The sequence below is a fragment of the Herbaspirillum sp. meg3 genome, assembly GCF_002257565.1.
Taxonomy (GTDB): domain Bacteria; phylum Pseudomonadota; class Gammaproteobacteria; order Burkholderiales; family Burkholderiaceae_D; genus Herbaspirillum.
Window position 1 is genome coordinate 1,557,414 of the sequence record NZ_CP022736.1, and the last position, 22,349, is coordinate 1,579,762.

General features: G+C 58.0%; 19 protein-coding genes and 1 tRNA gene. 11 read left to right on the top strand and 9 right to left on the bottom strand.

All coding sequences use genetic code 11. The features are described 5' to 3' along the window. Positions 1–8: 8 nt before the first annotated feature. The 5 genes from hmeg3_RS07025 to gloB form a co-directional block, all read right to left on the bottom strand. Complete coding sequence (locus hmeg3_RS07025) at positions 9–983, bottom strand: ABC transporter permease (protein ID WP_094563106.1); 975 nt, start codon at positions 981–983, stop codon at positions 9–11. Positions 984–1,021: 38 nt separating this feature from the next. Continuing rightward, the gene (locus hmeg3_RS07030; RefSeq protein ID WP_094563107.1) at positions 1,022–2,599 is read right to left on the bottom strand and encodes a sugar ABC transporter ATP-binding protein; all 1,578 of its coding nucleotides are present in this window, start codon (positions 2,597–2,599) and stop codon (positions 1,022–1,024) included. A gap of 121 nt (positions 2,600–2,720) precedes the next feature. Continuing rightward, positions 2,721–3,677, bottom strand: coding sequence for a sugar ABC transporter substrate-binding protein (locus tag hmeg3_RS07035; protein ID WP_094563108.1), 957 nt, complete (start codon positions 3,675–3,677; stop codon positions 2,721–2,723). Between the two features lie 373 nt (positions 3,678–4,050). Further along, positions 4,051–5,589, bottom strand: coding sequence for a transglycosylase SLT domain-containing protein (locus hmeg3_RS07040; RefSeq protein ID WP_094563109.1), 1,539 nt, complete (start codon positions 5,587–5,589; stop codon positions 4,051–4,053). 325 nt (positions 5,590–5,914) lie between these two features. Continuing rightward, entirely contained in the window at positions 5,915–6,748 is an 834-nt protein-coding gene (gene gloB, locus hmeg3_RS07045) for a hydroxyacylglutathione hydrolase (RefSeq protein ID WP_369828861.1), read from the bottom strand. A gap of 21 nt (positions 6,749–6,769) precedes the next feature. On the opposite strand from gloB, the gene hmeg3_RS07050 reads away from it, so the two are divergent. The 4 genes from hmeg3_RS07050 (at position 6,770) to hmeg3_RS07065 (ending at position 9,034) form a co-directional block, all read left to right on the top strand. Next, positions 6,770–7,558: a class I SAM-dependent methyltransferase gene (locus tag hmeg3_RS07050; protein WP_094563111.1), complete on the top strand. Its 789-nt coding sequence runs from the start codon at positions 6,770–6,772 to the stop codon at positions 7,556–7,558. Between the two features lie 111 nt (positions 7,559–7,669). Beyond that, positions 7,670–8,104, top strand: coding sequence for a ribonuclease HI (gene rnhA, locus hmeg3_RS07055; protein WP_094566185.1), 435 nt, complete (start codon positions 7,670–7,672; stop codon positions 8,102–8,104). Between the two features lie 19 nt (positions 8,105–8,123). Then, positions 8,124–8,846 (top strand): DNA polymerase III subunit epsilon, encoded by a 723-nt coding sequence (gene dnaQ, locus hmeg3_RS07060; RefSeq protein ID WP_094563112.1) that lies wholly within the window; start codon positions 8,124–8,126, stop codon positions 8,844–8,846. 113 nt (positions 8,847–8,959) lie between these two features. Then, positions 8,960–9,034: transfer RNA gene (locus hmeg3_RS07065), tRNA-Val, on the top strand. Positions 9,035–9,102: 68 nt separating this feature from the next. Here the strand turns inward: hmeg3_RS07065 and hmeg3_RS07070 are convergent. Then, positions 9,103–10,521 (bottom strand): sensor histidine kinase, encoded by a 1,419-nt coding sequence (locus tag hmeg3_RS07070; RefSeq protein WP_094563113.1) that lies wholly within the window; start codon positions 10,519–10,521, stop codon positions 9,103–9,105. Continuing rightward, complete coding sequence (locus hmeg3_RS07075) at positions 10,511–11,185, bottom strand: response regulator (protein WP_094563114.1); 675 nt, start codon at positions 11,183–11,185, stop codon at positions 10,511–10,513. Before hmeg3_RS07075 ends, hmeg3_RS07070 begins: the two co-directional genes overlap by 11 nt. 165 nt (positions 11,186–11,350) lie before the next feature. On the opposite strand from hmeg3_RS07075, the gene hmeg3_RS07080 reads away from it, so the two are divergent. From hmeg3_RS07080 to mdtD, 5 genes are all read left to right on the top strand, one after another. Beyond that, positions 11,351–12,394 carry an ABC transporter substrate-binding protein gene (locus hmeg3_RS07080; RefSeq protein WP_094563115.1) on the top strand — a complete coding sequence of 348 codons (1,044 nt, stop codon included), beginning with the start codon at positions 11,351–11,353 and terminating at the stop codon, positions 12,392–12,394. Positions 12,395–12,445: 51 nt separating this feature from the next. Further along, entirely contained in the window at positions 12,446–13,459 is a 1,014-nt protein-coding gene (locus hmeg3_RS07085; protein WP_094563116.1) for an ABC transporter substrate-binding protein, read from the top strand. 159 nt (positions 13,460–13,618) lie between these two features. Beyond that, positions 13,619–14,440, top strand: coding sequence for an ABC transporter ATP-binding protein (locus hmeg3_RS07090; protein ID WP_094563117.1), 822 nt, complete (start codon positions 13,619–13,621; stop codon positions 14,438–14,440). Positions 14,441–14,512: 72 nt separating this feature from the next. Further along, a complete protein-coding gene (locus hmeg3_RS07095; RefSeq protein WP_094563118.1) occupies positions 14,513–15,367 on the top strand; it encodes an ABC transporter permease in 855 nt (284 codons plus the stop codon). An 80-nt stretch (positions 15,368–15,447) separates the two neighbouring features. Continuing rightward, complete coding sequence (gene mdtD, locus hmeg3_RS07100) at positions 15,448–16,815, top strand: multidrug transporter subunit MdtD (protein WP_094563119.1); 1,368 nt, start codon at positions 15,448–15,450, stop codon at positions 16,813–16,815. Positions 16,816–16,840: 25 nt separating this feature from the next. Here the strand turns inward: mdtD and hmeg3_RS07105 are convergent, their stop codons facing one another. Together hmeg3_RS07105 and hmeg3_RS07110 are read right to left on the bottom strand one after the other, a co-directional pair. Further along, a complete protein-coding gene (locus hmeg3_RS07105) occupies positions 16,841–17,527 on the bottom strand; it encodes a Fe2+-dependent dioxygenase (RefSeq protein WP_094563120.1) in 687 nt (228 codons plus the stop codon). Positions 17,528–17,550: 23 nt separating this feature from the next. After that, positions 17,551–19,773, bottom strand: a complete 2,223-nt coding sequence (locus hmeg3_RS07110) for a TonB-dependent siderophore receptor (protein ID WP_094563121.1) — start codon at positions 19,771–19,773, stop codon at positions 17,551–17,553. Between the two features lie 385 nt (positions 19,774–20,158). Between hmeg3_RS07110 and hmeg3_RS07115 the strand changes: the two genes are divergently transcribed. Together hmeg3_RS07115 and hmeg3_RS07120 are read left to right on the top strand one after the other, a co-directional pair. Then, on the top strand, positions 20,159–20,827 hold the full coding sequence (locus hmeg3_RS07115) for a response regulator transcription factor (protein WP_007880395.1): 669 nt from the start codon (positions 20,159–20,161) through the stop codon (positions 20,825–20,827). 44 nt (positions 20,828–20,871) lie between these two features. Then, the gene (locus hmeg3_RS07120) at positions 20,872–22,245 is read left to right on the top strand and encodes a sensor histidine kinase (RefSeq protein WP_094566186.1); all 1,374 of its coding nucleotides are present in this window, start codon (positions 20,872–20,874) and stop codon (positions 22,243–22,245) included. The last annotated feature ends 104 nt before the right edge of the window (positions 22,246–22,349 follow it).

Below are 22,349 nucleotides of genomic sequence, written 5' to 3' on the forward strand. Positions count from 1 at the left end.
CGTATTAATTAATGCGTATTACGCTCGCCACGGCGACGGTAGGTATCCAGCACCACGGCGGCGACAATCACCAGGCCGGTGATGATGCGCTTCATCGGTTCCGAGACACCGATCTGCGCCAGACCGGCTTCCAGCACCGAGATGATCAACACGCCGATGAAAGTGCTGATGACCGAGCCGCGCCCGCCCATCAGGCTGGTGCCACCGATGACGACCGCCGCGATCACTTGCAGCTCCATGCCGACGCCGCCGTTCGGGTCCGCCGCTTCCAGGCGAGACACCTGAAACAGTGCACCGACGCCTGCCAGCAAGCCCATCAGCGCAAACACCAGAACTTTGCTCGGACGCGGATTGATACCGGCCAGACGCACCGCTTCTTCATTGGTGCCGATGCCGATCCAGTGGCGGCCCAGCACGGTGCGTGTCAGTACCAGATGGCCGACGATGACAACAGCGATCGAGGCGATGAAGGCGGGCGACAGACCGAAGAGGATCGGCGAACTGATGCTGTCGACGGCGCTACCGATATATTCAGTACGCGAATTAGTGACCTGGTACGCCATGCCGCGCGCCATTTCCAGTACACCCAGCGAGACGATGAAGGAGGGGATGCGCCAGCCCACCGAGATCAGGCCCGTCAGCATGCCGCACAGGCTGGCGACGAAAATTCCCAGCAAGCCTGCGGCAAACAGCGGCCAGCCCCAGCGCACCATCGCCATCGACAGGATCGATGCCGCCAGCGCCATCACCGAACCGACCGACAGATCGATGCCGCCGACAATCAGCACGAAAGTCATGCCGACCGCCATCACGACCAGCGTCGGGATGTCGTTGGACAAGGTGCTGAAGGTCGCCAGCGTGAGGAAGTTTTCGCTCAGGAAGGCGAACAGCACGCACATCGCGAGCAAGGCGCCGATCAGGCCGAGGTAGTTCTTGACGGCGGACAAGCCGTAGACAGAGAAGGTGCGGTTGGGATGGGTCATGATCTTTGTTTGTTTTGCTTGTGTTGGTGTCGTCACGGTCAGGCCGCCAGAGTAACGGTATCGGTAGCGGTAGCAGGCGAATTCATATAGCCGCTGAACGCCGATGCGAGGATTGCTTCCTGGCTCCATTGGCCGCGCTCAAAGGTATCGACCAGCTTGCCCGCGCTCATCACGGCAATGCGGTCGCAGATCAGCATCAGTTCGCGCAGGTCGCTGGAAACGATCAGCAAGCCTTTGCCCTGACGCGACAGATCGGCCAACAGCTTGTAGATATCGAATTTGGCGCCGATGTCGATGCCGCGCGTCGGTTCGTCGAACAGCATGATCGGGCAGTCGCGATAGAGCCAGCGCGCGATGACGACCTTTTGCTGGTTGCCGCCGGAAAGTTCTCCTGCCGCTTGCGAGCCGTCGCGCGAGCGGATGCGCAGGCGCTTGATGTAATCCTCGGCAACCGCGCTTTCCGCGTCGCCGTCGAGCATGCCCATTTTGCTGACGTCGCCGAGTTTGGCCAGCGTGGCGTTGACGGCGATCGACTGCGGCAAGAGCAGGCCCTGGCTCTTGCGGTCTTCGGTGATCATGGCGATGCCGGAAGCGATCGCGTGTTTGGGCGAGCGGATATCGGCGGCGTGCGTCTGGTCGCCGATGAAGACTTCACCCTGGTCGGCGCGGTCGGCGCCGAAAATCAGGCGCAGCAATTCAGTGCGGCCCGAGCCGATCAATCCGGCGATGCCGAGGATTTCTCCTGCACGCAGATCGAAGGACGCCGGCGCGACGACACTGCCGCGGCCCAGATTGCGCACGCGCAGCAGCGGTGCGCCGATATCGCGGTGACCGAGATCGAGTTCTGCTTCCGCGGTACGGCCGACCATCAACTGCACCAGTGCATCGCTGTTGTAGCCGCCGATGTCATCGTCGCAGACCAGCTTGCCGTCACGCAGCACGGCGATGCGGTCGGCGACCTGTTTCAATTCTTCCAGGCGATGCGAGATGTAGATGATCGCCACACCTTCCGATTGCAAGCGCGCGATCTGCGCGAACAGCAATTCCACTTCGCGGCTGGTCAGCATCGCGGTCGGCTCATCCAGCACCAGCAGACGGCAGCTGCCGATCAGATTGCGGGCGATTTCCACCATTTGCTGATGACCCACGCCGAGGTCGCCGACCGGCGTCCAGGGATCGATATCGGTCAGGCCGACGGCAGTCATCTGCGCTTGTGCCAGCGCTGCCAGTTTGGGTTTGTCGATCCAGCCGAAGCGTTGCGGCAGCTGGTTCAGGAACAGATTTTCGGCAATGCTCAGCGTCGGGATCAGGTTCAGCTCTTGCATCACCATGCGGATGCCGAGCTGTTCCGCTTCGGTGCGCGAGCGCGGCTGGTAGGCCTGGCCGTCGAGCAGCATGGAGCCTGTGGTGGATTGCACCAGACCGCAGACGATCTTGGAAAGCGTGCTCTTGCCGGCGCCGTTTTCACCGGTCAGCGCGAGGATCTGGCCCGGGCGGATTTCCAGCGAGACGTCGCTGAGAACCGGTTCGACATAGGTCTTGCCGACGCCGGTGAGCGACAGCAATGCAGGAACAGTGACGGGAGCAGTTGCTGGAGCAGGAGATGGGTTGGACATTCAGCCTCCACCATGAAGGTGTGGTAATTCGTGCGGTTCGGTGATTCGGTAAATGCGATCTTGCGGTGAGGGCGAGATACCTCGGTATCTCGCCCCGTACTTCAGCAACTTCTATTGACCCTTATTTGCTGTCCTTGGTCACCAGAGAAACCTTGGTTTCCACGGTGCCGCCGAGGCTGTTTTGCGGTTTCTTGTCGGCCAGTGCTTTCAGGACTGTTTCGATGCCGAACACGGCTTGCTGCGAAGCGAACTGGTCGGCAGTCGCCAGCACGCGTCCGTCTTTGAGCATCGGCTTGATGGCATTGATGTTGTCGTAACCGACCACCAGCACCTTACCGGCCTTGCCGGCTGCCTTGACGGCGGCAACCGCACCCAGCGCCATGTTGTCGTTACCGGCCAGGATCGCCTTGATGTCAGGATGCGCGTTCAGCATGGAGGCGGCAACCTTGTTACCCGGATCGATTTCCCATTGACCGGATTGTACCGAGACAACCTTGGCGCCGGCTGCAGCCATTGCATCCTGGAAGCCCAGGGTTCGTTGTTGCGCATTGAAGGTGGTCGATACGCCTTCGATGATGGCGACTTTGTCGCCGCTCTTGATCTGCTTGGCTAGGAAGTCGCCGACCAGCTTGGCGCCCTTGCGGTTGTCAGGGCCGACGAACGGCACGGTGATACCTTTTTCCTTCAGTGCTGCGTCGTCGAACTTGTTGTCGATGTTGACCACGATGATGCCGGCGTCGATCGCCTTCTTGATCACCGGAACCAGCGCCTTGGAGTCAGCCGGTGCGATGACCAGGCCGCTGACTTTGGACACGATCATCTGTTCGACGATCTTGATCTGATTGGCGGTGTCTTGTTCGTCCTTGATGCCGTTGGCGATCAGGTCATATTGCGCAGCGTGGGCCTTCTGGTGTTCTTTGGCGCCGTTTTCCATGGTCAGGAAGAACTCGTTGGCGAGCGACTTCATCACCAGCGCAACCTTCGGTTTTGCCGCGGTCTGGGCCATGGCCGGCAATGTCGGCAGCGCGCAGGCGAGGACGGTGGCGGCAATCAGCTTGAGGCGGATACGTGTATTCATCAAAGTCTCCAGATGGTGTTGTAAGCGGCAGGTTTCGTATGGGTCGAATGCCGGTATGAGCAGTAACAAGCAATGCGCAAACGTTTGCGCGACTGAATAATAGCACCGGAATTCACAGAAATGAAGGTCGCCGACGAAACGACTTATGCGGCGGCGCGGCAGTTTCTGGTCATGTTGATCAGAATTTTCACTGGAAAAGTCTCAACTTAATCGTGCTGCGGCAATGATGGTATGCGAGGCGAGTTCGTTTTTGCGTTGCGGCAAAAACGAGGGGTGGATTGCACGAAGCGGCGTGGAATTGCGGGAGAGAGCGAAGAACTAACGAGGGTGAAGCGAGCAGGCCGGAGCGATTCCGGCCTATGCAGAAGAACAATTAACGACGGCGAGTGGCGTTTTCGGAAGCCAGGGTGATCGGTGCGTTGGAGGCAGTCTTGCGTACCGGCGCTGAACGGACGTTGTTCTTGGCGACCACAGGGGCTTTACGGATCGGCTTGGCAGGTGCATGGACGACCTGACGCACACGGATCGGGGCGGCTGCAGGCGCCGGCGTATGGGCCTGATACGGCACTTGCAATTGGAGGCTTTGACCGTTGGCCAGCACGTCACGATGCAAACCGTTCCATTGCTTGATCTGCACCACGCTGACACGGTAACGGCTGGCGATGGACGCCAGCGTGTCGCGCTTGCCTGCCTTCACGTAGATGCGCTTGAAGTCCGGCACATCCGGTGCAACCGCCAGGCGTGCGTTGTCGGCGATTTCCGGAGTGATCTCGGTTTCAACCGAGGTCTCTGTCTTCGGCACCAGAATCGTCGAACCGGCCTTCAATACCATCTTCGGCGGGATCTGATTCACGCTGCGGATGATGTCCGGAGTGGTGCCAAACTTGCTGGCGATGGTTTCGATGCGTTCACGCGCGCTGGAGACGGTATGCGCCGTCCACGAGGACAGCGCCTGCGTGAACTTGGACATGTTGGCCTTGAACTTTTCGGCATTACTTTCCGGCAGAAGGATCTTGGTGTCGTCGCCGCCGATGATGACCGGACGATTGAACTGCGGGTTCAGCGCCTTGAATTCATCGAGCGACAATTCAGCCAGCTGGGCGGCAACCTTGACGTCGATGTTGCGGGTCTTGCCGATGGTGACGAAGTAAGGCTGGTTGTCGACCTTCGGCAGATCGATGTTGTATTCGGCCGGCATGGCGATGATGTTCTTGACGGCTTGCAGCTTCGGCACGTAGTTGCGCGTTTCATTGGGCATCTGCGCGGACAGCGTGTTGAAGTCAATCGGCAGGCCGGCTGCCAGGTTGCGGTTCACGGCGCGTTGCACCGAGCCTTCGCCCCAGTTATACGCCGCCAGCGCCAGTTGCCAATCACCGAACATGCCATAGAGCTTTTGCAGGTAAGTCAGTGCCGCATCGGTCGAGGCCAGCACATCGCGGCGCTCGTCGGTGAACATGTTCTGCTTCAGGTTGTAGTCGCGGCCGGTCGATGGAATGAATTGCCACATGCCGGCTGCTTTGGCCGTCGACAGCGCTTGCGGATTGAAAGCGGACTCGATGAACGGCAGCAGCGCCAGTTCGGTCGGCATACCGCGTTTTTCAAGTTCTTGCACAACGTGGAACAGGTAGCGCGATGCGCGTACGGTGGTGCGCTGGATATAGTCCGGGCGCGAGCTGTACCACTGGGTCTGGTTGTCTACTAAAGGATTTTCCAGATTGGGAATGCCGAAACCCTTGCGAATACGCGCCCAGATATCGATGTCTTCCATGCCCGGCAAAGTGGACGAAGGATCGTTGGGATTGATGGCGTTGAAGGGAGCGGGGTAGATCGAGATGTCGTTGGCGTGGACGAGGAGTGGAGTACCTAGAGAGAAAAGCGCGGCTATCGCTAATTTCTTGAATGTTCGCTGCATGGGTACAAGATCCTGTGCCTGAGGCTGAAGAAAGCGTTGTCTGTTCATCGGTCGTTTTAGATTCACTGCACCTCCTGCTAAGAAGTATGTGAAAAATGGCACCACAAGAGCGCAAGTGGATAACTACTGCGCTCTACCCGGTTCTGTTATTAAAAAACGACAAAACCGTGTGTTTATCTAAAAACGGCTTGCAAGCCGATGGGATTTGGAGATTAACGGAGTGTACGTAAGCCCCTTTTCACTCGTCAAGTAAAAATTGACTAATGTTACAAAGCTTAAGCCCTTGATTCGTTTGGTATTTGTCCGAAAAGGGTGTTATCCGGGCCTATTTGTAGCTATTCTTCCATTCGCGCAGGGCCGCAAATGTTTCCACCGGATCAATTTGTGACATCGCAGCCGCAGCTGGTAAGCGACCTGCTTCCTGAAGACGTGTGACAACAGCTTGTTCCTTGTACCGGAGGAAAGGGTTGGTCTGTATCTCCAGTGCAATAGTTGACGGCACGGTCGGTTCGTGGCGGGCGCGTTTGGCCTGCTCGGCGTCGATGCGAACCGTCAATACCTCGTTGCCCGGCTCGATCTCGCGGGCAAAGCGCAGGTTGGACAAGGTATATTCGTGGGCGCAATACACCTTGGTGTCGCCCGGCAAGGCAGTCAGCTTGGACAGGGACGCCACCATTTGTGCGGCGGTGCCTTCAAACAGGCGTCCGCAGCCTCCGGCAAACAACGTGTCACCGCAGAACAGCCAGCCCTGGCGAGCGGCATAGTAAGCGATGTGGCCCTTGGTATGACCGGGTACGTCAATGACCTTCAGATCCAGAGACAGGTCTGCCAGATGGACCAGGTCGTCTTCCCACAAAGCTTGGGTAATCGTCGGAATCGCTTCACCGGCGGGGCCGTAGACCGGAACTTGTGTATGCTGCAACAAGCCGGGAACACCGCCGACATGGTCAGCATGATGATGTGTCAGTAGAATAGCGACCAGCGTCAGACCATGCGCTTCGAGCGCCGCAATGACCGGCGCCGCATCGCCGGGGTCGACTACCGCAGCATGTACGCCGTCATGAATCAACCAGAGGTAATTATCGTCAAATGCGGGAACAGTTAACACATTCAATGATGCGTTCGGGATGGCTAAGCTAGTGGCTGGCTGTACTGACATGGTCGGAAGAGGGCTCGCGTAATGGCTGGGATCGATACGGATCTGGACAAGTCGATTATAGCCCTCGACGCCTGGCTGCATACACCGATGGGCAATTACGTCCGCGCCTGGGAGCAAAAGCATCTGGACGCGCTGACGGCGGACATCTTCGGCTTTAACGCGGTGCAGATCGGCATGCCGCAAATCAGTGCGCTGCAGGCCAACCGCATGCCGTATCGCTGGCTTACCGACAACTGCCTGCCCACCGAATCGCAAGAAGGACGCGAGATCCCGATGGTGGTGGCGCACGATTTTTCCGAATTGCCGTTCGCCACGCAAAGTCTCGACCTGGTGGTCTTGCCGCACGTATTGGAATTCAGCGCCGAGCCGCATCAAGTCTTACGTGAAGTCGAGCGTGTGCTGATTCCTGAAGGGCAGGTCATCATCTGCGGATTCAACCCCACCAGCTTGTGGGGTGCGCGCCAGGCCGGGGGGCGTCTGACCGGTGCACATTTTCTGCCGCAGGATGGCGAGTTCATTCGCCTGCCGCGCCTGAAGGACTGGCTCAAGCTGCTCAACATGGAAGTCAATCGCGGTCACTTCGGCTGCTATGCGCCGCCTTGTGCCACACAAAAATGGCTCGACCGTTTCAACTTCATGGAAAAAGCCGGTGATCGCTGGTGGCCGTATTTCGGCGCGGTTTATATCGTGCAGGCGATCAAGCGGGTCAAAGGCATGCGCCTGATCGGGCCGGCCTGGAGCAAGCAAAAAGTGAAGGTTCCGAAGGGTGTGCCTGCCACGAACAGGGTTCATCGCATCCATAAAGAATAGAATGCCGCCTTCGCGGATTGTCGATGATGTCCGCGCAGTGAACAAAGATTAAGCAACAACCAAGCAACTGAAGAAATGAACATGAGCAAAGAACAGATGGACAACGCAGAGATGGACAAAGTAGAGATCTATGCCGACGGCGCCTGCAAGGGCAATCCTGGCAAAGGCGGCTGGGGCGCCTTGCTGATCGCCGGTGGTCGCGAGAAAGAATTGTGCGGCGGCGAAAACAACACCACCAACAACCGCATGGAGCTCAAAGCCGTCATTGAAGCGCTGGGCGCCTTGAATCGCCGCTGCGACGTAACCGTCTACACTGACAGCCAGTACGTACAAAAGGGCATCAGCGAGTGGATTCATGGCTGGAAAGCACGCGGCTGGAAAACCGCCTCGCGCGAACCGGTCAAGAACGTCGACCTGTGGCAGGCGCTCGACGCCGCGCAGGCGGAGCACAAGATCGAATGGCGCTGGGTCAAGGGGCACGCCGGCCATCCCGGCAACGAACGCGCTGACCAGCTCGCCAATCGCGGCGTAGACACGATACGCTGAAGCACTTCAGGAGCACACCATGCGACAAATTATTCTCGATACGGAAACCACCGGCCTGAACCCGCGCACCGGCGACCGCGTCATTGAAATCGGTTGCGTCGAAATGCTGAACCGCCAGCTCACCGGCAACAACCTGCATTTCTACATCAACCCTGAGCGCGATTCCGACGAAGGCGCGCTGGCGGTGCACGGATTGACCACCGAGTTCCTCAGCGACAAACCGAAGTTCGCCGAGATCGCCGACGAGTTCCGTGACTACGTGCGCGGCGCCGAAATCATCATCCACAACGCCCCCTTTGACGTCGGCTTCCTCGATGCCGAGTTCAAGCTGCTGGGCCTTGCGCCGTTCAAGGAACACGTCGACAACATCGTCGACTCGCTGCAGATGGCCAAGGAGCAGCATCCAGGCCGTCGCAACTCGCTGGACGCCTTGTGCGACCGCTACGGCATCTCCAACGCGCACCGTACCCTGCACGGCGGCTTGCTTGATGCGGCCCTGCTGGCGGAAGTCTATCTGGCCATGACACGCGGCCAGAACAGCCTGACCATGGATCTCGCCGACGGTGGCGACAATGAAGACGGCAGTCCTGTGCTTGAACTGGCGTCACTGGCCGACGTGATCGTAGTGGCCGCCAGCGACGAAGAACTGGGTCTGCACGAAACCGTGCTGAACACGCTGGACAAAGAAGTCAAAGGCACCTGCGTCTGGCGCAAAGTCCCGGAAGAAGCGCCGCCAGCGTAAATTGTTTGGAAATAATTGCACAAAATAACAAGCGGCTTGCCCGGCAAGTCAATTCTGTGTCATAATTCGGGCCGCTTCACACCAAGCTTATTCGGCGGTGGCGACAGCAAAATGGAAGGTTAGCTCAGGGGTAGAGCACTGCATTCACACTGCAGGGGTCGCAAGTTCGAAACTTGCACTTTCCACCAGAATTAAAAAAAGCCAGCGTTCGCGCTGGCTTTTTTCGTTTCCGTTGACGATTTTTGTTGGGCGGATTTTACGCCTGCGCATTACCTGCACCGGCAACGGATGAAGCAGGCAATCTGACCGTCACTCTCAGACCTTTACCTTCCGCATTCGTCCCCAGCACAATCGTGCCCTGCGACGCCAGCACGATCTCTTTCACAATCGCCATGCCGAGTCCCGCGCCATGCTGGTCGGGTGCAGCGTTGCGGTAGAACCGTTCGAACACGCGTTCGCGTGCTTCAGCGGGGATGCCGGGGCCGTTGTCGGCGACGGTGATCACTACTTCCGATTTGTCTTCTCCGGCGTTTTCCATGGCTACGCCCACTGTCACTTTGCCGTGCTCCGGCGTATAGCGCAGCGCGTTGTCGATCAGGTTCATCAGCATGCCGGAGAACAGCGCCTGGCTGCCCATAGCCCAGGCTTCATCGACGCCGGCTTCCATGCCGAGGTCGATGTGTTTGCGCTGCGCCAGGCTGACCAGTTCTTCCAATACCGTGGCCGTCAATGCCACCAGTTCGATTGGATGGCGCGGGAAGGCGGTGCTGTTGGAGGCTTCCGCCTGCGACAGTTGCAGCAGCTTGTTGGTCAGGTCGGTCATGCTGCGGCTGCTGTCTTGCAAGGCTTGCAGCACTTGGGCCAGACGCTGCGGGTCTTCAATTTGGCGTGCGAACTGGATCTGTGAATCGATGATGGTCAGCGGTGTCCGCAATTGATGTGCGGCGTCGGCGATGAAGCGTTTCTGTACGGCGACCTGCGTGTTGAGGCGCTGGATGTACTGGTTGATGGCTTCGACGATGGGGCGCAATTCCATCTGCAGCTCTCCGGCGCGCAATGGCGTGAGCGAGTTCGGCTCGCGTGTGGCGAGTTCATCCTTGACGCGCAGGATGGGACGCAGTTCCATGGTCAGGCCGACCACGACCAGTGCGATGGCCAGCAGCAGCATGATGATCTGGCGATGCAGGGCAGGGCGCCAGAGTTCGTCCAGCAATTCCTGATGGCCGCGCATGGTCTGTCCGACGGACACGGCGACCATGCGCAGCGTGCCGTTGTCGTAGAGCGCACGGACGTAGCTGACCACGCGCAGCGGCTGGTTGTTGAAATAGGTGGTGGCGTAGGCGGGCGCAATCAGCGAAAAGTCGACATCGACCGGGAAGTCGGGGCGGCCGGCCAGCAGGGTTTCATCGTCCATCAACACTTGGTAATAGACCTCGTCGTGACTGGGCGAGGCAAACATTTCCAGCGCTGCGGGCGGGATGTTGACGGTCGGGGCGCCATCCACCCAAGTGACCTGGCCCGCGATCATGCGCGCCGAAGCAACCAGTGCGCGATCCTGGATCAGGTTGGCGCTGGCGACTGCACTATCGTAGGTGTAGTTGGTGCTGATGCCGACATAGACAGTCAGGGGGATCAGCAACCAGAGCAGCAGCCGCAGGCGCAGGCTAACTATCATCTTTTTGTTTGAGCAGATAACCGAGGCCGCGCAGCGTCATGATGGCGGCTTGCGAAGGCTCCAGTTTCTTGCGCAGGCGCGAGATATAGATCTCGATAGCGTCGGCGCTGGGTTCTTCAGACAGGTTGAAAATGCCGCTGACCAGCGCATTCTTGGAGACGGTCTTGCCTTGCTTGAGCATGAGGATTTCGAGCACATCGTGTTCGCGCGCAGGCAGTGCCAGTGTTTTGCCGGCAATGGCGAACTGGCGCGTGTTGCTGTCGTAGCTGAGGTCGCCGCAATGAATTTCGGCCGCTTTGTCGGGTGTCTGGCGGCGGATCAGGACCTTGATGCGGGCCACCAGCTCGCGTACTTCAAAAGGTTTGACCAGATAGTCGTCGGCGCCGGCGCCGAGGCATTCGACCTTCTCGTCGATGGAGCCGCTGGCGGTGAGGATCATCACCGGCACCGAATTGTGCCGCTCGCGCAGGCGGCGCAAGACATTCTTTCCACTCATTTTTGGCAGCATCAGATCAAGCAGCACGACGTCGTAGTTCTCGGTGTGCAGGACGTGGTCGGCCATTTCGCCGTCGCTGGCGACGTCGACACTGAATTTGTTCTCTTTGAGTATCTGCGTGAGCCAATGCGCCAAAGGCGGGTTGTCTTCAATCAGCAGCAATTTCATGCAAAAGACCTATATTTTTGTTGCACTGCGGGGAAGAAACAGCAAATTTGGAAAGCTGGATGAAGGTTTGCGGTTCTTAGAATACCGCCAAGTATATTAATAATAAGCAGACTCGGCTGAGCGGATACGAATCCGCCGTCCGGATCCTCATCAGGAGACATCATAATGCGTCAACGCTTCAACGTGTTTGCCAACGTATTGACCCGCGCCACCGGCGTATCCGCAGCCGTCGCGGCTGCCCTGCTGGTCAATGTAGTCGCAGTGCCGACAGCGCAGGCCGCGGACAAGATCACCATCATGGTCGGCGGCATCAACAAGCTGATCTACCTCCCGCCAAAACTGGCGGAAAACCTCGGTTACTTCAAGGCGGAAGGCCTGGACGTCGAACTGCAATCGCAGCAAGCCGGTGTCGATGCCGAGAATGAATTGCTGGCCGGCGCCGTGCAGGCCGTGGTCGGCTACTACGATCACTCCATCGATCTGCAGAGCAAAGGCAAGGAAGTGCAGTCCATCACCCAATTGCTGGTGGTGCCGGGCGGCATGGAGATGGTACGCAGCGATCTGGCCTCTCAGATCCGCAGCATGGCCGATCTCAAGGGCCGTACTCTTGGCGTGACCGGCCTGGGTTCTTCTTCCAGCTTCCTGGCGCAATATCTCGCCAGCCGCAACGGCCTCAAGACCAGTGATTACTCGATGTTGCCGGTTGGTGCAGGCAACACGCTGATCGCGGCGCTCAAGCAAAAGCGTGTGGATGTCGTCTGGACGACCGAGCCGACCACGTCCATGCTGCTGGCCAGCGGCGAAGCCAAGGTGCTGGTCGACATGAACAGTGCCGAGGGCACGCGCGCTGCGTTGGGTGGCTTGTATCCTGCATCGGCCGTCTACGTGCAGCGCGCCTGGTTGCAGACGCACAAGGCCGAAGCCACCAAGCTGGCGCGTGCTTTTGTGAATACGCTTAAGTACATCCAGACCCACAGCGCGGAAGAGATCGCCGACAAGATGCCGGCAGACTACTACGGCGGCAACAAGAAGCTGTATGTGCAGGCGCTGAAGGCTTCGCTGCCGATGTATTCGCCGGATGGCAAAATGCCGCCTGAAGGCGCCGAGGTGGTGCTCAAGGTCATGGCGGGGTTCAATCCCAACATCAAGGGCAAGAAAATTGACTTGTCGAAGACCTATACCAACGAATTCGTTAATCAGGTGAAGTAGGGCTTCGGACCGAATTTGCATTACGCATACCAATACCAACAGGGAGACTTCATGAACAAGAACATTCGCCGCACACTGATTTCACTGGCCGTTGCCGGTACCACGATGATGGCTTTGCCGGGTACGGCATCTGCGGCAGGCAAGATCACCATCATGGTCGGCGGTATCACCAAGATGGTTTATCTGCCGGCCAAACTGGCGGAGCAACTCGGTTATTTCAAGGAAGAAGGCCTGGATGTCGAGTTGCAATCGCAACCGGCCGGCGTTGATGCCGAGAATGAATTGCTGGCAGGCGCCGTCCAGGCTGTGGTCGGTTTCTACGATCACTCCATCGACCTGCAAAGCAAGGGCAAGGAAATCACGGCCATCGTGATCTTCGGCCAGGTGCCGGGCGAAGTGGAACTGGTCTCGACCAAGGCTTCCGCATCGATCAAAAACATGGGCGATGTCAAAGGCAAGACACTGGGCGTGACCGGTCTTGGTTCGTCAACCAACTTCCTGACCCAGTATCTGGCGTCGCGTTACGGCATCACGTCCAAGGAGTACTCGGTGCTGCCGGTCGGCGCCGACAACACCTTCATCGCCGCGATGAAGCAAGGCCGTATCGATGCAGGTATGACGACCGAGCCGACCGTGTCGCAAATGCTCAAGACCGGCGAAGCCAAGGTGCTGGTCGACATGCGTTCGGTGGAAGGCACCGTCAAGGCGCTGGGCGGTTTGTATCCGGCATCCAGTCTGTATGTGCAACGCAACTGGCTGAACGGTCACAAGGATGACGCTGCCAAGCTGGCGCGTGCTTTCGTCAAGACGCTGAAGTTCATCAAGACGCATAGTGCCACCGAGATCGCCGACAAGATGCCCAAGGACTACTACGGCAACAACAAGGCCTTGTACGTTCAGGCGCTGGAAAACTCGCTGCCGATGTACTCGGCTGACGGCAAGATGCCGGTTGGCGGTCCTGAGACAGTGCTGTCGGTGCTGTCGGGCTTCAACCCGAACGTCAAGGGCAAGCACATCGATTTGTCCAAGACCTACACCAACGAGTTTGTGAATCTGGTTAAGTAAGCGGCTTGAAAAAATAGCTTGAGCGAGACTTAAGAAAACCGTTTCAACAATGATGCGAACCGACGTATCCGTTCAGCCGGACGGATACGAAGGGAGCGCTCGTACGCAGCACGCAGAAATTCTGCAGCAATTGACGTTATTACGATGAAAGAGTCCTCCATGAACCAAACTGCCACCGCCAAGCCAGCTACAGCAGCAAAACTCGACACGCCGGCCATCGAGCTGGATAACGTCTCGTGCCGCTTCATCACTGCTGACGGCAATGTCACCGTTGCCTTGCGCGATTTTTCCATGAGCGTCGCCCGCGGCGAGTTCGTCGCCGTGGTGGGTCCGACCGGTTGCGGCAAGTCCACGACGCTGAGCCTGATCACCGGCCTGCTGAAACCGACCATCGGCGAAGTGCGCGTGATGGGCGAGCCGGTCAACGGCATCGACCCGCGCATCGGTTTCGTGTTTCAGAATGACGCCGTGTTCCCATGGCGCAGCGTGCGCGACAACGTCGCCGCCGGCCCGCTGTTCCGCGGCAAGCCAAAGGATCAGGCCTATGAACTGGCCAACGAATGGATCCGCCGCGTCGGTCTCGACAAGTTCGGCGACCACTATCCGCATCAATTGTCGGGTGGTATGCGCAAGCGTGTGGCGCTGGCACAGACCTTCATCAACAGCCCTGAAATCCTGCTGATGGATGAACCGTTCAGCGCACTCGACATGCAGACCCGCACCTTGATGCAAGACGAGCTGCTGCAACTGTGGTCGGCGCATTCCGGCTCGGTGGTGTTCGTCACCCACGATCTGGAAGAAGCGATTGCGCTGGCCGACAAGGTCTATGTGCTGACCGCGCGTCCGGCGACGTTGAAGAGCACTTACCAGATCGATCTGCCGCGTCCACGCGTGATGGAAGAAGTGCGCTATGAGCAGCGCTTCATCGACATCTCCAGAAAAATCTGGTCGGATCTGCGCGAAGAAGTACAAATTAAATAAATAATTCCGGCATCAGATAACGCAGCATCTTCTGCTCCTTACACCAGATCAATGAATAGACAGGTGAGTAACATGACACAAGTAAATACAAGCCGGGCCATGAGCCCGGAGGCAATCGCGGAAGTCGAGCGCGAGGCGCAACGCAAGATCAAACAACGCTACTGGCTGGTGATTTCGCTGCGCCTGGCGATTCTGGTCATCATCCTCGGCGGCTGGGAACTGTCCGCCACGATGCAATGGATCGATCCCTTCTTCTTCTCGCAGCCTTCGCTGATCGTCATCCAGATTTATGACTGGATCATGGAAGGCACCTCGCAAGGTCCCTTGTGGGTGCAGGTCATGGTGACGCTGGAAGAAACCGTGCTGGGCTTCCTGATCGGCTCCGTCGCGGGCATCATTGCCGGCATCGCGCTGGGTCGCAACAAGCTGATGTCGGACGTGTTCAGCCTGTACATCCAGATCGCCAACTCGATTCCACGTGTGGTGCTGGGCTCCATCTTCGTCATTGCGCTGGGCCTGGGTATGGCGTCCAAGGTGGCGCTGGCGGTGGTGATGGTGTTCTTCGTGGTGTTCGGCAATGCCTTCCAGGGTGTGCGTGAAGCCGACCGTTACATGATTGCCAATGCGCAGATCCTTGGCGCTTCGCGTCGGCAGGTGACGATGGCGGTGGTAATTCCATCGGCACTGAGCTGGATTCTGGCGAGCTTGCATGTGAGCTTCGGCTTCGCGCTCGTCGGCGCCGTGGTGGGTGAGTTCCTTGGTTCCAAGCAGGGTATCGGTCTGCTGATCTCCACAGCGCAAGGTGCGTTCAACGCCAGCGGTGTGTTTGCAGCGATGATCGTGTTGGCGGTGGTGGCACTGTTGGCGGACTATCTGCTGACCTCGCTGGAAAAGCGTTTGCTGAAATGGCGTCCTGCCGCATTCTGATGGTGCCTTTCCGGGCCTGCTGACAGTAAATCTCCGGATAGTTGTGCAGGCCCCGGGCAGGGACGATAAAATTCTTCTCCATGCCTCTTACTTCTTCCCGTTCTCAAAAAGCCCTGTTGTGGATTGTTGCATCGGGCTTTTTCATGCAGACGCTGGACACCACCATCGTCAACACCGCATTGCCGTCCATGGCCGCCAGTCTCGGCGAGCCGGTGCTGGCGATGCACCCGGTGGTGGTTTCTTATACGCTCACGATGGCGTCGCTGACACCGGCTTCAGGTTGGCTGGCGGATCGCTTCGGCACGCGCCGCGTCTACTTCCTCGCTATTCTGATATTTGTGCTCGGCTCGCTGCTGTGCGCCAATGCCCACTCCTTGCCGCAGCTGTTGCTGGCGCGTGTGGTGCAGGGTGTCGGCGGTTCCATGCTGTTGCCGATCGGTCGCCTGGCAGTACTGCGCAGCGTGCCGGGGGCGCAGTATATTTCTGCGCTGGCTTTCATCTCGATTGCAGGGCAGCTTGGCCCGGTGGTGGGTCCGGTGACGGGAGGCTGGCTATCGCAGACCATCGGCTGGCATTGGATTTTTCTGATTAATGTGCCGGTGGGCGTGATCGGCATGTTTGCCGTGCATCACTTCCTGCCCGCTGAAGAAATCACTTCGCCGCCGCGTTTTGATTTGCTTGGCTGCGGGCTGCTGTCGACTTGCATGGTGACGTTTTCGTTGGCGCTGGATGTGCCTATGACCGAATATCGCGAATGGTGGAGTGCCGGATTGTTGGGCGTGTCGGTGCTGACGGTGTGGCTGTATGTGCTGCATGCGCGCCGCGACGAGCAACCCTTGTTTCGTCTGGGTTTGTTCAACGAACCCAATTTCAGTGTCGGTCTGATCGGCAATCTGGTGTGCCGTATCGGTTCATCGGCCGTGCCGTTCTTGCTGCCTCTGCTGCTCCAGGTCAAGCTCGGCTTTTCACCTTTGCATGCCGGCCTGGTGCTGCTGCCGGCGGCAATTTCCGGCACTATCGCCAAGCCTTGGATTGCGCCGCTGGTGCGTCGCTTCGGCTACGAAAACTTCTTGCTGGTGAACACGATTCTTGTTGGCGGCTCTATTGTCTCGTTCGCATTGATCACACCGACGTGGCCGATCTGGATTGGCATCTTGCAGCTGGCGGTTTTCGGTGTGAGCAACTCGATGCAGTTCGCAGCGATGAACAGTGTGACGCTCAAGGGTCTCAACAGCAAAGATGCCGGCAGCGGCAACAGTCTGTTCTCAATGGTGCAGATGCTGGCGCTGGGTTTGGGGGTCACCATTGCCGGATCGATGCTGAGCGGACTCGACGGCGTGGCGTGGGCGAGGGAGTGGACATTTACGCTGACCTTCGTTTGCGTCGGCGTGGTGACCTTGTTGTCGGCGCTGGTGTTTCGCCGGATGGATGCGCAGTATTTCAACTGAGTTCAATTGAACGATTGGCCTGCGATTAAGTATCGCTCCATTGGCGCAACAGGTTGTGATAGCAGCCGACCAAGGTGCGTCGTGCGATATCATCAGCATTGGTCTGGTTGAGCGTCTGAATCGCATTGTCCATGTCGAACAGCATGCTGCGCTGGCCATCGTCGCGCACCAGACTTTGCACCCAGAAAAAACAAGCCGTGCGCACACCGCGCGTAACCGGTGTTACCTGATGCAAGCTCGTGGCAGGATAGACGAGTACGTCGCCGGCTTCCAGCTTGGCAGAATGAACGCCATAGGTATCGTGGATTTGCAACTCGCCGCCATCGTAGCTGGACGGATCTGACAAAAACAGCGTAGCGGAAATATCGGTACGCAGTTTGCGTCCGGTATGCGGGTCGATGCGGACACTGCCGTCGACATGCGCGCCGAAGGTCATGCCCTCACTGTAGCGATTGAACATCGGCGGATACACCATGTTCGGCAAGGCGGCGCTGATGAAGCGCGGATTGCGTTCGAGTGCGGAGAGGATGATGCGCTGGCATTGCACGGCAACGTCCGAGCGTTCATCGATTTGCTGGTTGTACTTGACGGCGGCGCCTTGATAGCCAGCCGTTACTCGTCCATCCACCCATGCCGGTCCCGCCTGATCCAGTAGCTGACGTACAGCGTTGAGTTGTTGCGCGTCGAGCAGCTTGGGAATGGCGATGAGCATGGATGGATTTCTTCCTACTTCAGTTACATACGATAGTTGACCGAAATCATGCCGGTACGGCCGGTGCCTGGCACCGAGCGCCCGCCGTCGGACTGGATCAGCGCATCGTAATACATTTTGTTGGTCAGGTTGAACAGGTTGAAACGAATATCGTATTGTTTTTCCGTATAGGCGACGGTGGCGTCCCAGCGAGTATAGCCGCCGACTTGTACGGTATTGGTCGCCGTGGCATAGCGTTGTGACATGTAAGTCGCACCACCGCCAACTTGCCAATGCGGCATGACGTCGTAGGTAGTCCAGGTCGTCAGCGTGTGCTTCGGTGTGTTGACGGGAATCTTGCCCAGTGTGTTGTCCAATGCGGAGGCGCTGATCACTTGCGCATCCAGATAGGTGTAGCCGGCAGCGACTTGCCATTGCTTGTTGATGCGGCCGGTAGCGCCCAAACGTGCGCCCTTGACGCGGACGGTGCCTTGCAGTTCATATACGCCGGTGCTGACCTGGCTGCGTGCGTTTTCTTTCTTGATCTGGAAGATCGCGGCATTGGTCGACAGGTTTTCCGCCAGATCCCACTTGCCGCCCAGCTCATAGGATTTGTTTTTCTCAGGATCGAGATTGGTCTGGCCCGCAGTACCAGTCAGCTGTTCCAGCGACGGATTAAACGACGTGCCGTAAGACAGGTAGTAAGACTGTGCCGCAGTCGGCTGCCAGATACCGCCGGCGCGCACGCTGAGGAAGTTGACGGTCTGATTGGCGCTGGCCAGCGCGGTATTCTTTGCAGCGGCAGGCGTATTGCCAGAGTTCAGCGAGTTGGTGATGCTGGCGACATATCGGTCAAAACGCAAGCCACCGACCAGCTTGAACTGTTTGCTCAGCTCCATCGTGTCGTTGAAGTAGGTCGCGATGGTGTTGGCGCTGCCACCCTGACGATTGCCTGCCTGGCTGACGACGTTGGCGCCGGCGGCGCTGTAGGTCGGGTTGACGACGGAGATACAGTCGGCATAGCCGCTCGTCGGTGTCGTCGCATCCGTCAGCGCTACGCCGTTGCAGGAACCGTTGCGGTAGTAAGCCTGATTGTCGTAACCATCATGGCCGACTTCCAGACCGACGAGGAAATCATGTTTGATGCCCAGACCGGTGAACTTGGCCGACAGTTCGGTCTGGTTGTAGATCGAGTAATCCTGAATGTTGCGGTCATGGCTTTGTGCGCGGACGAACAAGCTCGACAGCGGCAGGTTGCTGGCGGCACCCGTCAATGCCGTATAGCCTGTGCCGGAAACCGTGCCGATGCCTTGCGGCGCGGTTTCGACCGCGTTGGTATGAACCCAGTTGAATTGGGTCTGATTGCGAATGGTCACGTCCGGGGTGATCTTGTGTTTGATGCCGGCGTTCAACGACACCACGTCCTGATCGGTGCGGTCGCTGTTGAGCCCGTAAGACGTATTGCGGTCAACGTTGACCGGATGGCCGTTCAGCGGCGGCAGACCATAATCGGGTTGGTCGTGATTATGCTGGATCAGCGCCGATAGCGTGATTTCAGTAGAGGTGCCGATGCCGTTGACATACGAGGCTGCCAGACCGAAGTCTTGCACATTGGTCTGGTTGCGTGTCGATGCCGCGCCGTCCTGCGCCATCGCCGAAATACGGAAGGCGGAGGTATCGGTCAGCGGCTGGTTGTGGTCAACAGTCGTGCGCACCAGGCCGTTGCTGGTGACGGAAGCGGAGACTTCAGTCGATTCTTTGAGGTTGGCTTTTTTGGTGACCTGGTTGATCACGCCACCGGTTGAACCGCGACCGAACAGCATGGAGGAAGGTCCCATCAGGACTTCGATTTCGTCCATGGCGAAGGTGTCGCGATAGTACTGGCCGCGGTCGCGGAAACCATCCAGATAGATATCCGTACGCGCTGAGAAACCGTTCAGGTTGATGTTGTTGCCAATCTGACCACCTTCAGCGCCGCCCAACGTGATGCCGGCGACATTGCGCAAAGCGTCAGACAGCGAGCTGGCACCTTGCGATTGCATCAGCGCCTTGTTCACAACGACAACTGATTGCGGTACATCATGCAAATCTGCCGGCAATTTGGTGATGGCGGTGCTGTTGGTGTTGAAGTCATCACGCTGGCCTTCGACCACGACTTCCTTCAGGGAAGAGGAAGCGGCAGGAGTGGAAGTTTGTTGTGCATGCAGGGAGACTGGAGCTGCAAACAGCGCGACAAGCGCGGCAGCGATCGGCGTGAGACGGTTCATGTGGTCGTTATCGTTAAGTTAGTCACAGAATGGAGTGGCTGGCTACGACGGATGATGTCCCGTTTGGCTGGCTGAAATTTGTCTGGAAATGAGATACGTTTTTTCTACTGATGTACAGTCTGCTTATTTTTGTAGATGATTTCGATTCTCATTTCGAAGTTATGAGCGCTAGACTAAATTGCTGGCCTGTCGAAGTGCTGACACAGTACTGACTATTTGCTGACTGTAGCCAAAATGGCACAAATAAAGCGCCGTCTATCCGATAGAGTGGCAATTTAGGCATGCCGCAGAGCGCTACAATACGGAGCCTTGCCGCTTCCGGGCAGGGGGGATTTCTCGCTGTTTATTACAGTTTGCAGTTTTACTTTCAATCTGGTCCTGATATATGAATGTTCTGCTGGTAGAAGATGATCTGGTGTTGGCGGACGGTTTGTCCCGCATGCTCAAGTCGCATGGCCTGAGCGTCAATACGGTCAATAACGGCACCGACGCGGATGCGCTGTTGCAACGCTATACGGCCACGGTACTGGTGCTCGACATCGGCCTGCCCGGGCTGGATGGTTTTGAAGTGGTGCGCCGGTTGCGTGCCCGCGGCAGTAACATGCCCGTGCTGCTGCTGACGGCTCGCGATACGATTCCTGACCGCGTGCACGGACTGGAGCTGGGTGCTGATGACTACCTGGTCAAGCCTTTCGCGACACCCGAGCTGGTCGCACGCATCAAGGCGCTGATTCGTCGCAGCAGCCCGCAGCCGACTCAGCTCACCATCGGCGGGCTGTCGCTCGACACCTCGTCCAAACGTGCGACGATCGATGGCAAAAAAGTTGATTTTTCGGTCCGTGAATGGACTGTGCTGGAATACCTCATGCAGCAAGCTTCGCGCGTGGTGTCCAAGCAGCAGATCATTGATGCCGTGTTGCCATGGGGTGAAGATGTGACCCTCAATGCGGTGGAAGTCTATGTCTCCCGTATTCGCACCAAGACCGCCGGTTCCGGCGTGGCGATTCGTACGATCCGCGGCTTCGGCTACATGCTGGAAAAAAGCGACGCCTGATTTTGATGCGCCGGTCGCCAGCCTCCAATACGACTCGCAAGGTCATGCGTCACAGCATTAAATTCAATCTGCTGAAATGGCTGATTGCGCCGCTGCTCGCGGTCAATCTGATCGGCGCCGGCCTGACGTACTGGCTGGCGTGGCTGCCGGCACAGGATGCATTCGACCAAAGTATCACCGACGCAGCCTGGGCGCTGACTTCGCAGATCAAGCGGGTGCGCGGCAAGACCTCGCTGGAGCTGACCAAGCAAGCCGAGCAGATGCTGCGTTCGGATCATTTCGACACCATGTATTTCGTCGTGCGCGACGCCAGCGGCGAAACACTGGCCGGCGATCATAACTTCCCTCCGGTCAACCAGATTGACGAGCCCAATGAGCCGGTGACCTATGACGGCGTCATGAATGGCGAACAGGTTCGCATTGCCGCTCTGTATGTGAGCATCGAACGCACTCCCATTTACATCGGCATCGCAGAGACTTTCCGCAAACGCAACCAGACGCACTACGTCATTCTGATTTCTCTGCTGCTGCTCGACGGTGTGCTCACGGCATTCTCTATCGTCATCGTGCTGGTGGCGGTGAATAAAGGTCTGCATCCGCTGCGTGAACTGCAACAGAATCTGGATCAGCGCAATCGCGATAACCTGACGCCGATCAACGTTGAACAGACCACCGAAGAACTGACGCCGGTGGTTAAGGCGATCAACAGCCTGCTTGACAACATCCGCAAGGGAGCTACGGCGCAGCAGAATTTCCTGGCCAATGTGGCGCATCAGATCCGCACGCCGCTGACCGGTTTGCGCCTGCAACTGGAGTGGTTGCAGCAGCGTCACGCCAACGAACCGGAAACGGCGCATTCGACCGAATTGATGACCTCGTCAGTCGAGCGCATGGTGCGCCAGAGTAACCAGTTGCTGGCGCTGGCACGGGCCGAGCCGAGCCGCTTCAAGCCGACGCATCTGGAAGAGCTTTCTCTCGATAAACTGGTGGAAGAATCGGTGCAGCATTTCATCGAACAGGCCGACAAGAAACAGATCGACCTCGGCTTCGATCTGCAGCCGGCACGGGTGAAGGGCGACCGTTTCATGTTGCGCGACCTGATCGATAACCTGGTCGACAACGCCGTGCGTTATTCTCCGCCGCAGAGTACGGTGACCGTCAGTTGCCGCGAGCACGAAGATGCGACGCTGCTGACCGTCGAAGACTCCGGCCCCGGCATCGCGCCGGAACACCGCGAACTGATCTTCGACCGTTTCTATCGCGTCAATGACAAGATCTCCGGCAGCGGCCTCGGTCTGGCGATCGTGCGGGATATCGCCAAGGATCATGGCGGCGAGATCACACTGACCTCGGGCGATGAAGACTGCGGCACGATCTTTACGGTGCGCTTTCCGCACGGCGTTAAAGCGGACCTGTAGCGGCTTCACGCTACATCGCTGCTTTCCCTGTTTCCCGTTTGAAATAATTATCCAGAACCAGTTGGATGTGCCTCTGTCCAATCCCTGTATCGACATCGATGGAG